Origin of the sequence: Rosettibacter firmus (assembly GCF_036860695.1) — a bacterium.
Lineage (GTDB): Bacteria > Bacteroidota > Ignavibacteria > Ignavibacteriales > Melioribacteraceae > Rosettibacter > Rosettibacter firmus.
Genome location: NZ_JAYKGJ010000002.1, coordinates 571,195 through 584,070, shown reverse-complemented (window position 1 = coordinate 584,070; position 12,876 = coordinate 571,195). Strand labels below are relative to the sequence as shown.

At 29.7% G+C, this 12,876-nt stretch carries 11 protein-coding genes; all 11 read right to left on the bottom strand.

Annotated features, from left to right (window positions below; translation table 11 throughout):
• Window positions 1–6: 6 nt before the first annotated feature.
• Window positions 7–927, bottom strand: coding sequence for a c-type cytochrome (locus VJY38_RS09325; protein WP_353680423.1), 921 nt, complete (start codon window positions 925–927; stop codon window positions 7–9).
• A 3-nt stretch (window positions 928–930) separates the two neighbouring features.
• Entirely contained in the window at window positions 931–2,118 is a 1,188-nt protein-coding gene (locus VJY38_RS09320; RefSeq protein WP_353680422.1) for a quinol:cytochrome C oxidoreductase, read from the bottom strand.
• On the bottom strand, window positions 2,115–3,254 hold the full coding sequence (locus tag VJY38_RS09315) for a quinol:electron acceptor oxidoreductase subunit ActD (protein WP_353680421.1): 1,140 nt from the start codon (window positions 3,252–3,254) through the stop codon (window positions 2,115–2,117). Before VJY38_RS09315 ends, VJY38_RS09320 begins: the two co-directional genes overlap by 4 nt.
• Before the next feature lie 18 nt (window positions 3,255–3,272).
• Complete coding sequence (gene nrfD, locus VJY38_RS09310) at window positions 3,273–4,637, bottom strand: NrfD/PsrC family molybdoenzyme membrane anchor subunit (RefSeq protein ID WP_353680420.1); 1,365 nt, start codon at window positions 4,635–4,637, stop codon at window positions 3,273–3,275.
• Complete coding sequence (locus tag VJY38_RS09305; protein WP_353680419.1) at window positions 4,634–7,693, bottom strand: 4Fe-4S dicluster domain-containing protein; 3,060 nt, start codon at window positions 7,691–7,693, stop codon at window positions 4,634–4,636. The genes nrfD and VJY38_RS09305 overlap by 4 nt, the downstream gene beginning before the upstream one ends.
• A gap of 2 nt (window positions 7,694–7,695) precedes the next feature.
• Complete coding sequence (locus tag VJY38_RS09300; protein ID WP_353680418.1) at window positions 7,696–7,866, bottom strand: hypothetical protein; 171 nt, start codon at window positions 7,864–7,866, stop codon at window positions 7,696–7,698.
• Window positions 7,867–7,878: 12 nt separating this feature from the next.
• The gene (locus VJY38_RS09295) at window positions 7,879–8,448 is read right to left on the bottom strand and encodes a cytochrome c3 family protein (RefSeq protein WP_353680417.1); all 570 of its coding nucleotides are present in this window, start codon (window positions 8,446–8,448) and stop codon (window positions 7,879–7,881) included.
• 129 nt (window positions 8,449–8,577) lie between these two features.
• Window positions 8,578–9,552, bottom strand: coding sequence for a polyprenyl synthetase family protein (locus tag VJY38_RS09290; RefSeq protein ID WP_353680416.1), 975 nt, complete (start codon window positions 9,550–9,552; stop codon window positions 8,578–8,580).
• Complete coding sequence (gene tatC / locus VJY38_RS09285; protein WP_353680415.1) at window positions 9,549–10,304, bottom strand: twin-arginine translocase subunit TatC; 756 nt, start codon at window positions 10,302–10,304, stop codon at window positions 9,549–9,551. Before tatC ends, VJY38_RS09290 begins: the two co-directional genes overlap by 4 nt.
• Before the next feature lie 7 nt (window positions 10,305–10,311).
• Entirely contained in the window at window positions 10,312–11,613 is a 1,302-nt protein-coding gene (glyA, locus tag VJY38_RS09280; protein ID WP_353680414.1) for a serine hydroxymethyltransferase, read from the bottom strand.
• A 24-nt stretch (window positions 11,614–11,637) separates the two neighbouring features.
• Window positions 11,638–12,870 (bottom strand): tetratricopeptide repeat protein, encoded by a 1,233-nt coding sequence (locus VJY38_RS09275; RefSeq protein ID WP_353680413.1) that lies wholly within the window; start codon window positions 12,868–12,870, stop codon window positions 11,638–11,640.
• Window positions 12,871–12,876: the final 6 nt, after the last annotated feature.

Genomic DNA, 12,876 nt, shown 5'->3' with positions numbered 1-12,876 from the left:
TATATGTTATTTAATATTCTCTCTCAGATATTTATAAACAAGTTCTAATTCAGAATCATTCAATCTACAAATAGAAGGCTTGAAACCCATATTTTGTGAAACTTTAATAACCTGCTTAAAATCTGGAAAAGATATATTTTCATTTGATAAAAATGTTGTGATTATTTTTTCAATGTCATTAGCATTTTCAACTATTAATCTTGCTCCCACATCATTTGAAGTCAGAATCATATTTTTTGAAGATTTTATTTTCTCACTAATTAAAGAATTTTCTTTTACCAAGATATTAATCGCTTTTTCCACTGGAATTTGATTTGGAGTACTTTTCCCTTTACTAATGTTATACTGATTATCTATATTTTTTAATTGATCATCAGTTATTGATGGAAAATCAGCTAATGTTCTTATGTACAAAATTATACTAAATCTATCAATTGGACTTAAGAAGTCATAAGAAGGCATTCCGTTTTTGGGAATTCCTTCTTGAAGTGTTTTATACATAGCATCAATCGTACGACCATTTGTCCATCCTTCCTTTAAATGGAAATTACGTGGCTTAGGATTTAAATTCGCTCCTGCTATTCCATCCCCTAAACCATTCTCACCGTGACAGGATTTACAATTTGAATCAAAGAGTTCTTTCCCTTTCAATATTATTTCTTTAGTTGGATTTTTAATCTCCTCAAAATTAATCGGGGGTATTACAATTCCTCTTTTTTCTACTATTTCTTTTTTAATATTTGTTGTATCATTTAGACCGGGATTTAATTCATTAAATGAAATTTGATTCAGATTCTGTGCAAAATAAATTCCCAGTACTAAAATTAAAATAAAAAAGAATGGAAAAAACCAGCCAAATAATTTTAGTGGCTTCTGGAAAATACTTTTGAAATTGATTTCATCAAGAAAATTTTTATTTGTTTCCATAAGCTATAATTTGAATTCTATTCCTCTTTTTAATTTTGGATCTCCAATTGGAATTAAATTATACTTTTTAGTGAATGAATAAAAAATTAATATAATTGTACCAACAGTAAATAATATGAATGAAATTTCACTCCAGCTAAAGATAAAATTGTTCTTACTGAAATTTGGCATTGCCATCCAGTATAAATCATAATAATGTGCAAATAATATGATTGATGACATTATTAATAATCTTTTAGGATTCATTTTCGATGGTTGAGATAACAAACCAAAATATGGAACGACAAAATGTATTATAATTAATCCTATGCTTACATATTTCCAGTTACCCTGCCATCTATTTAAAAACCAGATTGTTTCTTCAGGAAGATTTGCATACCAGATTAATAAGTACTGCGAAAATGCTATGTATGCCCAGAAATTAATGAAAGCAAATAATAAAGCTCCTAAACTATAATAATGATCTCCTGATAATCCTTTAACTAAATATCCTCTTTCATTCAGTAATATAATTGTAATTGTGGATGCAGCTATAGATGATACAACAGTTCCAGAAAAATAATAGACGCCAAAAATAGTAGAAAACCAGTGTGGTTCTAAACTCATTAACCAATCTATAGCAGTAAATGTAATTGTTATGGCAAACAATGGTAAAAACAAAGCTGAATATTTAATATTCTTTTTTGTGAATAACTGTTCTCCTGTAAGATCCTGTTTGAAAGAATTCTTTGTAAATAAATAAAAGAATAAAATCCAGATTGAAATAAAGATTATAACTCTTACTATAAAAAAATCAGAATTTAGATAAGGAGCTTTATTTTGTAATAAGGGATCAACTTTCAAAATTTCTGGATGAAGCCACTCAAAAATATTTTTCATATTAAATAGTAAAGGTAGAACAATAACAGGAAGTAAAAGAACAACACCAGAAAGAAATTCAGGAATTCTTCTAAAAGGAACACTCCAGACTGCTCCAGAAAGATATTCTATACTTATCAAAAACATCGAACCTAATCCAATGCTAATTAAAAATAAAAGTATTATAATATTATTATACGAAGCTCTTATAGGGTTGAAATAATAACTTAATGCTATTCCAATTAAACCCAATAAAAGTAAAATAATACCTGTTGATTTAAATTTTTCTGGAATTTCTTTTTTTGTGTAATTAGTTTCAATAAAGTTGCTCATTGTAAGTCAGTCTCCCTGGCATTTAATGACCTTTGTAATACTCTTATATAATGTACAATAGCCCATCTTTCATCTGCAGTAAGTTGTGTTGAATAAGAGGGCATAATATTTTGTCCTTCTGTAATAACATAAAAAAATCTTCCATCACTCCAGGTTTTAAGTTTTTCTGTATGAAGACTTGGTGGATTAGGAAATTGTCCTCTTAGCCTGCTATCACCTTCACCATAATAGCCATGACATGGACTACAATAAATATCATATTTTTTTTGACCCAATTGTAGAACAGATTTAGAAACTGGCAAAGGATTAACAAGATATTTTCCAGCTTCTTCAGGTTTATCTTTGAACATAAAAGGCATATGTCCTCTTGCAACTGTTCCTTCAACTGGAGTACGCATTCCAAACCTATCTTTAAAGATATTTGAAGTGTGTTGAGGATTTAACTTAGACTGTTCCATCATCCAGCTAAACGGTGGCATATAAAGTAATTTATTCAAGGTAAAATATGTTAATCCAGAAGTAACGGCAGAAACTAATACAAGAAATAATAAAAATTTTGGTTCAAGAAGTTGAATGCTTTTATTGATTTCATTATTATCAAAATAAATTGGAATTATTTCCTTCGAGCCTAATTTTTCAAATAACCTTACAACCTTTGAATCATCAAAAATATCATCATTTGCTTGAATTACTATTCCATACTTATCAGAGGATACTTTCTTCATATATTCAGTATCATTCAAAGGATGAGAATTATTTGGGAATTTAAAAATTATAAAGAGCATTGTAACCACTGTTGCAATTGAAGCAGAAAGTACAGTTACTTCAAAAATAACTGGTACGTAAGCCGGGAAAGAGAAAAAAGGTTTACCTCCAATAATTAATGGATAATCAACAGCTGAAATCCAGAAAGTAATAAGCAAAGCAGTAATTGCACCGGTTAAACCAAATATTAAAGCTGCATAACCTAATTTAGAAGGAGGTAAATTCATAGCTTTTGGCATGCCATGAATTGGATATGGTGAATGAACATCAAATTTTTTATAGCCTTCATTACGTACTTCTTCTGCTGCTTTTATAATTTCATCAGGAGTATCAAATATTGCTGCGTAACCGTATAATCTTTTCTCTATCATTCTATTCCTCTATATTAATCAGTGTTTATGTGAAGGTTGTGAACCTTCAACAACAGATTTTACTTCTGCTATTGATACAACTGGTAATGATTTTGTAAATAATAAAATCCAGGTAAAGAAAAATCCAAAGCTACCAATCAAAATCATTATATCAACAATTGTCGGTTTGAAATATCCCCAGCTTGAAGGTAAGAAATCACGAGATATTGATGTAACTACAATAACAAATCTTTCAAACCACATACCTATATTTACAAATACACCAATTACAAACATTATCGGTATAGACCTTCTAATTTTTTTTATCCAGAATAATTGAGGTGAAACAACATTGCAGGTTACCATAATCCAGTATGCCCATGCATAAGGACCTAATGCACGATTAATAAATGTAAATTGTTCAATTTGTATTCCACTATACCATGCAATAAAAAATTCCATACCATATGCATATCCCACCATCATACCTGTAACAAGAATTATTTTGTTCATTTTTTCAAGAGTATCTACAGTTATAATATGCTCATAGTTAAAAATTTTTCTTATAAATATCAGAACATTTTGAACCATAGCGAATCCAGAGAATACAGCACCGGCGACAAAGTAAGGTGGAAAAATTGTTGCATGCCAGCCAGGTATTATTGAAACTGCAAAATCAAAACTAACTATTGTATGAACTGATAACACTAATGGTGTAGCAAATCCTGCAAGAATTAAATAAACCATTTCATAATGTTGCCAGTGTCTATTTGAAAATCGCCAGCCAAGACTTAAAATTGAATAAATAACTTTCTTAATTTTATTTGTAGTTCTTTCTCTTAGTGTAGCTAAATCTGGTATTAATCCAACATACCAGAATATTAGTGATACTGTAAAATATGTTGATACAGCAAATACATCCCACAAGAGTGGGGATGTAAAATTGACCCATATAGAATGTTGATTTGGATAAGGGAATAAATAACCAGCTAACCAGGGTCTACCAGTGTGAATCACTGGAAATAAAGCAGCTGTCATAACAGCAAAGATTGTCATCCCTTCTGCAAATCGTGCAATTCCAGTTCTCCATTTCTGTCTGAATAAAAATAAGATTGCAGATATCAAAGTACCTGCATGACCAATTCCTACCCAGAAAACAAAATTAACAATACCAAAACCCCAACCAACAGGATTATTATTTCCCCACGTCCCTATACCATACATTAACGTCAATGCTAATCCTATTACAAATAAAGCGAGCATCGATAATGTTATTGATAACGCTATAAAAAATTTTTTATCTGGTTTTGTATCTAATGGTTTTGAAATTAATTCATCAAGAGACCTTAGTGAAGGTTTACCTTCAATAACAGATATTTCCTTTGAATATTCAATAGCACTCACTCAATTTCCTCCGAATGTGTATTTCTTAATTTAGCTATGTATGTTACATTAGGTTTTACATTGAGTTCTTCAAGAACATGATAAGAGAGATTATGATTACGAAGTTTTGATATTTCAGAATTAACGTCGTGCATATCCCCAAAAATTATAGCATTAGAAGGACATGCTTGCTGGCATGCAGTTTTTACATCACTACCTTTTAATTCTCTACCTTCTCTTATTGCCAGTGAACGAGCTTCCATTATTCTTTGAATGCAGAATGTACATTTTTCCATTACACCTCTTGAACGAACAGTAACTTCTGGATTATGAACAAGCGATGTTAATTCGTTATCATAATATGCATTTTCGAAATGATCACGGAAATTATAAAAATTGAATCTTCTTACTTTGTAAGGACAGTTATTTGAACAATATCTTGTTCCAACACAACGATTATAAACCATCTGATTTAAGCCATCTGGACTATGATTTGTCGCATTAACTGGACAAACATTTTCACAGGGAGCATTATCACAATGTTGACAGAGCATTGGTTGATTACTCACAACAGGATCATCATCAGTACCTGAATAATATCTATCTATTCTAATCCACTGCATTTCTCTTCCTAAATAAACCTGATCTTTTCCTACTACAGGAATATTATTTTCAACATTGCAGGCAGCAACACACGCACTACAACCTGTACATTTATTCAAATCAATAGCCATTGCCCATTTTACACCTTCGAATTTATGCTCTCGTGTTATACTAAATAATTCATGTTTTTCTTTATGAAGGAAGTGAGAATCCTTTTGATATTTTTTTAATGTCCCTTCTTGAATTATTTTTCTTATACGATGAAAATCCTTAACAAATTTATCTGTTAAAAGATGATGTTCCTGTGTAGTAGCTAATTCATATTTACCATCAACTTTTTTAACAGAAGCATTCTTTAAAATATATGGAGATAAAGAATAATTTCTCGACATTAACATTATCGCATTGAAACCAACTCCCTTTCCTACTTCTCCAACAACTTTTCTTCCATAGCCCAGTTCAATATTTATTGTATCGTCTGTCATTCCAGGTTGAATTACAACTGGCAAAGTCAATTTTCTATTTTCAACTTTTACTTCAATTAAATCATTCATTTCTACTTTTAATTTTTCTGCAGTCTTAACAGATATAGCAGCATAATTATCCCATGCTACTTTTGTTACAGGATGTGGAATTTCCTGTAACCAGCCATTATTTGCAAACTTACCATTATCAATAAAGTAATTATTTGTAAGATGTATTACATAATCATCATTTTGATTATATGATACTTCACCAACATCATTTAAGAAGTTTTGAATTAAAGATAAATTTAATTGTGGGATAGTAAAACTTTCTTTAATATTAACAACTCCATCATGAAGTGCAGAAAACCAATAGATATCAAATTCAACCGAAGAATTTGTTTTAGCATAAATTTCTTTTTGAAAATTGTTTTTTAAATAATTATGATAAATTTTTTCATCATACTTATTATCATTTATCCATGTAAGAAGAATTGCTTCTTTTTGTCTTGTATTGAAAATTGGTTCAATTACTGGTTGCATTAAACTATAAACACCTCTACGAATAAATGCATCGCCCCAGCTTTCAAGTTGATTATTTATTGGAAGAACATATTTACTCAATGCAGATGTTTCTGTTTTACTTTCAGTAAGTGTTACAACTGTATTTACTTTTTTCAATGCATTAACGTAACCATAATCTTCGGGGAAATGAAATGCTGGATTACTATCAAAATGAATTACAGCTTCAACTTCACCTTTATTCATTGAATCGATTATATTGAGAATTTCTGATTGAGTAGAATTTTTAATGTACTGTTTATATGCTTTTGAGTAATCATATAAATTTGTGTTACCTAAAATTTCGTTGAGAAGATTAACAGCAATATGCACACTTTCAGAAAGTGTATTGCCTGCATAAACAATAGATTTACCTCGATTATCATTTAAATCCTTTATTAGATAATCTATTTTTTCTTTGTTTATAATTTTAAATTCATCAAGGTTGAATTTATTAATTATAGAAAGTGCATATGAATCTAATTTAATAGAAGAGCCTTTTTTAATAATTTCATTTATTAATCCCATTACAAACTTAAACTGAAGATGTGGTGACACACGCAACCTGTAATCTGCCATCATACCGGTAATAGACATTCTACTTTCTGCAACATAAAGCCTGTTGAAATTTACATTTTTAATTGCTTCTCGTTTTGATGTAAACTTTATTGTATTTTCAATGAAATTATCTTCGTTACCTAAAAAATCTGAATCAAGTGCAAGTATTACATCTGCTTCGTTCCACTTAATAGCTGGATACTCATAGGTATTATAACATTTAAACCATGCACTTCTTCTTACATCATCATTAATTAATTCATAAGATATAACTTCTGTTGTAGGGAATTTTATTTTAAAATCATCAAATAATTTTTTTACTGTTGGAGATACAATAGTATTTGTAACTAAAAGAATTTTTTTATCATTCTTTGTTGCATTCTTGAGAGCTGAAAGTATTTCATTATTTATATTTTCCCAATCAGATTCTTTGTTGTTTTTTAAAGGCTCTTTTAATCTTTCTGGGTCATACAAATTAAGAATGCTTGCCTGTCCTTTACTACAAATTTTTCCTTCATTAATTGGATGTTCTGGATTACCATCAATTTTGATAGGGCGACCTTCTCTTGTTTTAATCAGAATTCCACATGAATTTGAGCAACCAGCACATGTTGAAGCATAATAATTAGCTTCGCCGGGTAATATTTCTTCTGGTCGTTTATTATATGCAACTATTTCCCCTTTATCTCGATATCCTGTGCATGATGTAGTTACAAAAGCAGCCGAAGCAGAAAGCAATGCAAAAAATTTTCTTCTTGATATTTTTGATAACTTAGTTATATCAAAATCATTTGTAACGCTTTCTAAAAATTCATCATAATTAATTTGATGATCTGAATTAAGATTTTGATTTCTCTTTTCTTCTTCAGAATTTAAGAGTTCTTCGTTCATACCTATACCTTATTTACTCTTTTAACAGAAAGAGGATTTATTTTTACTTTAATATTTTTTCGGGCAATTTTTTTGATATTAAATTTCATAAAAGAAAATGAACCAATAATAATTGCAACTACACTTAGAATAATTTTATTAATAAAGTTTTTTCTACTGGTTACATTTTTCATAATAACTCCCGCTCATCTATGACAGGCAAAACAATTTTCAGGACCGGTTTTAAAATTTTTAAGATATTTTAAATTTTCATGTGGATTACGATGACAATCCAAGCATGCTGCCATTGTAAACTGTCGCACTTGAGAAATTTTTTCCATATGCTTTACATCTCCATGACAGCTTTCACATTTAATTCCTTTATTTACATGCACACTATGATTGAAATAAGCATAATCTGGAACTCTATGAATTCTTCTCCAGGGTATTGGTTTCCCTTCTTGATAATATTTGTTTAGCTTGATGATTTCAGGTCTGTCTTTTCTTGCAATTGTATGACAATTCATACAAATGTTTGTCGAAGGGATTAATGCATTTCGAACTTTTTCAACTCCAATGTGGCAATACTGACAATCAATTGCCATATCTCCAGCATGAAGCTTATGAGAAAAATTTATTGGTTGCTCTGGAGAATATCCAAGACCATCCCTTTCGGGTCTTGATACATAATATGTAATTACGTAAGTAATTGCTATTACAAATAATGTTAAAGGTAAGCGAATTTTAAGAGTATAATCAAGTATGGTTCTTTTCATTTAATAACAGAATTTGTTAAAAAGGATACATTGTATAATTTTTATAATTCAGTTACACAAAATATTAAATCATTTTTTAATTACAAAAGTTCAATTAGAAAAAAAATTTTTTGTAAAGGTATGTTTTTGCTAATTCTTTCTATTAATTACAAATTCTACCAGGTGAATTAAAGAATCTTTTGCTTCGGATGGATTAAATATATCGAGGGATTGGATTGCTTTTTGTGCATAATTTTTTGCTACTTCTTCAGAATATGTTATTCCTTCATATTTTTTTACAAATTCAATTACGTCTTTAATTATTAATTTTTTTCCACCACTTTTAATTGATTTCAAAATTTTTTCTGCTTCTGCATTATTTGAATTTCTAAGTGCATGAATAATTGGGAGGGTTAATTTTTTTTCTCGAATGTCGCCACCAAGAGGTTTACCAATAATTTTTATCTTACCTACAAAATCAAGAATATCATCACGAATTTGAAATGCAATTCCAAGATTTTCACCAAAATTTTTTAATGCTTCTATTTTTTTATTATCATCAGTCGATGCTCTTGCTCCTATTTCACAACAAGTTGAGATTAAAGATGCGGTTTTATCAGATATTATTTTAAAATATGTTTCTTCATCATTATCAAGTTTTCTTGTTTTATTAATCTGAAGCAATTCTCCTTCTGACATTCTTTTTACAGTTTGAGTAATAACTTCCAGAAAATCATAATCTTTATTATCCACTGCAAGCATTAATCCACGTGCTAATAAATAATCTCCCATTAATACAGCAACTTTATTTTTCCAAATAGCATTAATCGATGGGAAGTATCTTCTTGTTTCTGCATTATCAACTACATCATCGTGAACAAGTGTAGCAGTATGAAGTAATTCTACTAAACCAGCTCCTCTATAACTTCTCTCATTAATGCCACCTGAAATTTTACTTGAAAGCAAAACAAGAATTGGTCTTATCTTTTTCCCTTTTTGCTTAAGTAAATAACGTGTTATTAAATCAACAATTCCAATTTTTGATTTAATGGATTGGCGAAATATTTTATTAAACTCTTCTAACTCAGATTCAATTATATGAGTAATTTTATTAAGATTATTCAAGTTTTCTTCTGGAAAATTTTTGAAACTAAAATACTTATTTCATATAAGAAAACCAATGGTACAGCAAGTACGACTTGTGATACTGGATCTGTTCCTGGTGTAAGAATTGCTGCCAGAATTAAAATGATAACTATAGCATGTCTTCGATATTTCCTCATAAACTTTGGTGTCAAAATACCAATCCTGGATAGAAAGAAAGATAACATTGGTAATTCAAAAACCAATCCAGCTCCAATTATAACACTTAAAATAATTGAGAAATATTCATCAACAGCAATATTATTCTCAATAGCTGGAGAACCAAACTGTGCAGCGAATTTTAATGTGAGAGGAAGCATTACAAAATATGCAAATATTACTCCACATAAAAAACAAAAAGTTGTAAACAAAACAATTGAAGTTATATATTTTTTTTCTTTTTCTTTGAGTGCAGGTGCAATAAACTTCCAGATCTGGTAGACAACATTTGGAAAACTTAAAATCAAGCCAATTATAATTGCAACTTCGAAATAAAGAAAAAGTTGACCGAATGGTTTTAGGTTCTGGAGTTTAAGATTAGCCTGTTTAGCAGGTAGTAATAATATTTCGTTAATTATAAAATCTATAAAAATCCATGCGATTATAGTACCAATTAAAATTCCTATCAAAGAATAAATAATTCTCCATCTTAATTCCTCGAGATGTTCGAGGAAAGTCATTTCCACTTCTTCAGAATTATTCTCTTCGGCAAGCAGTTTTTCCTCTTCTTTCACAATCAGCTTAATTTAATTGTAATTCAGGATATAAAGGAAACTTTGAACAAAGTTCTGTTACATCTTTTCTTATTGACTTTAACTCTTCTTCATTATCAACATTTTTAATTGCTCTATCAATAAATGATGCAATTAATCTCATCTCATTCTCTTTCATACCACGAGTAGTAACAGCAGGTGTGCCTATTCTTATTCCACTTGTAATAAATGGACTTTTTGAATCAAATGGAATCATGTTTTTATTAACAGTAATTCCTGCAATACCAAGAGCAGTTTCAACTTTTTTTCCACTTAAATCTTTATTTGTTAAATCAATCAACATAAGATGATTATCTGTACCTCCAGATACAATTTCATAACCAAGTTTTGTCAATTCTTCTGCTAATGTTTTTGCATTTTTGATTATTTGTTTTGCATAATCAGTAAAAGATCCCTGCAATGCTTCTCCAAAAGCAACTGCTTTTGCCATAATAATATGCATTAAAGGTCCACCTTGAATTCCAGGCATAACTATACTATCAATTACTTCAGACATCATTTTCAGACGATCTCCTTTTGGAGTTTTAATTCCAAGAGGATTTTCTTTATCTTTCCCAATAAGAATTACACCACCACGAGGTCCTCTCAAAGTTTTATGTGTTGTAGATGTAACTATATCGCAGTAAGGTAAAGGATTATTCAATAAACCTTTTGCAATTAAACCTGCAGGATGAGCCATATCGCACATTAAAAATGCACCGACTTTATCTGCAATCTCTCTAAATTTTTTATAATCCCAATCACGAGAGTAAGCACTTGCTCCTGTTATTATTAACTTTGGTTTTTCTTTTTTTGCAATATCTTCTATTAAATTATAATCAAGTAACTTAGTTTCACGATTTAGTGTATAAGGTACAGATTGATAAATTTGTCCAGAAAAATTAACAAGAGAACCATGAGTTAAATGTCCACCATGATCTAAGCTTAAACCTAAAATTTTATCACCAGGTTTAAGTAAAGCCATATAAACAGCCATATTTGCTTGAGAACCACTATGGGGTTGAACATTTACGTATTCTGCTCCAAATAATTTTTTAAGTCTTTCACGTGCAAGATTTTCTGCCATATCAACATATTCACAACCGCCATAATATCTTTTACCTGGATAACCTTCTGCGTATTTATTTGTAAGAACCGAACCTGCTGCACTTAAAACTGCAAGACTCACAAAATTTTCTGATGCAATTAATTCTAAATTATAAGCCTGTCTATTAATTTCCAGTTTAACAATGTTTAATATTTCTGGATCTTGATTTAAATATTGTAACATAAATTCTCTTATTTTATTAAAAAATTATGGTACTTGAACGCTTTTACCAATCCATGAATAACATTCACCTTCGATTTTTATAGTATCTCCACTTTTCAATTTTCTAAAGAAATAATCTTCTTTTGTTGGAATTGAATTTTGAAGTGCTTTAACTCTTTCGGCTGCAAGACTTGAAAATTGACCATTCATTGATGCAGCTTTTCTATATGTATTTACTGCAAGTAAATAAACACACTTTGCCATAAAATCAAATTCACAACCTCGAGCAGCCTGTTCATATAATTGAGCTTCGATAAATACAGGGTAATCCCAATTGGGGTCAATATTCATTGCCTTTTGTAAAAATGATCTTGCAACAGAAAGTTGATCTAATCTTTTATAAACTAATGCTAAATTAACATAATTTTCTTTTCCATCAGGTTGAAGTTCAATTAATTTTCTATAAGCTCTAATTGCTTTATCGTTTTGATCTAATTTATCATATACACTTGCAAGTTGTTTCCAGTAATTAATTACATCTGGTGCTTTAGTAGTTAAAAATTCTAAAGGTTCACGTGCTTTTTCATATTCCTGAGCTCGAATACATGTTGCTGCATATTTCCATGCTTTTTCTAAATTTTCTTTATCGAGATCCCATGACTTTTTTGTTATCTCTACAAGTTCATTAATATTTTCTGCTATCGATTCAAGTTTTTGTATCCAGATTGGATTATTAGGTTCAGCTTCAGATAATTTTGAATATAAATCAAGTGCTCTGAGTTTATAATCATTCAAGTCAGAAGCATTTGCAATGTATAAAATTCCCAATCGATCTTTATAAAATGCTGGTAAATTTGGATCCAACTCAATTGCCTTTTCGTAAATTGGGATTATCTCTTCTGGTTTATCTTTTCTCCATACTTCTTTTACATAAGCTTTACGTGCAGTGTAGTAGCCTGCCAACTGTGGTTCATATTGTATTGCTTTGTCATAAAAATAAAGGATTGTATCATTTAATTTTTTTATTGCATCTTCAGAAGCATTTGTACTATCATGAAGATACCATAAAGTCTCTTCCATTTTAGGGAACAGCTTAAACTTTATAAAATTAGTCGGGTCACTATTGATAACTTTCCAACCATAAGGTTCTGCACTTACATAGTCTTTGTTCTTATGATATTCATAAAAAAGTGAAAAATTTGCCATTATATCGCTTTGTGCCAGTAACGAAGTAATATTAATAAATATAATTGCTAATAAATATTTTACTACTTTCAATTTTTA

Bases quoted from the DNA above. Each gene is read 5' to 3' on its own strand.
- VJY38_RS09315 (WP_353680421.1), bottom strand. From the start codon at position 3,254: ATGATAGAGAAAAGATTATACGGTTACGCAGCAATATTTGATACTCCT.
- VJY38_RS09300 (WP_353680418.1), bottom strand. From the start codon at position 7,866: ATGAAAAATGTAACCAGTAGAAAAAACTTTATTAATAAAATTATTCTA.
- glyA (WP_353680414.1), bottom strand. From the start codon at position 11,613: ATGTTACAATATTTAAATCAAGATCCAGAAATATTAAACATTGTTAAA.
- VJY38_RS09305 (WP_353680419.1), bottom strand. From the start codon at position 7,693: ATGAACGAAGAACTCTTAAATTCTGAAGAAGAAAAGAGAAATCAAAAT.
- VJY38_RS09325 (WP_353680423.1), bottom strand. From the start codon at position 927: ATGGAAACAAATAAAAATTTTCTTGATGAAATCAATTTCAAAAGTATT.
- VJY38_RS09320 (WP_353680422.1), bottom strand. From the start codon at position 2,118: ATGAGCAACTTTATTGAAACTAATTACACAAAAAAAGAAATTCCAGAA.
- VJY38_RS09295 (WP_353680417.1), bottom strand. From the start codon at position 8,448: ATGAAAAGAACCATACTTGATTATACTCTTAAAATTCGCTTACCTTTA.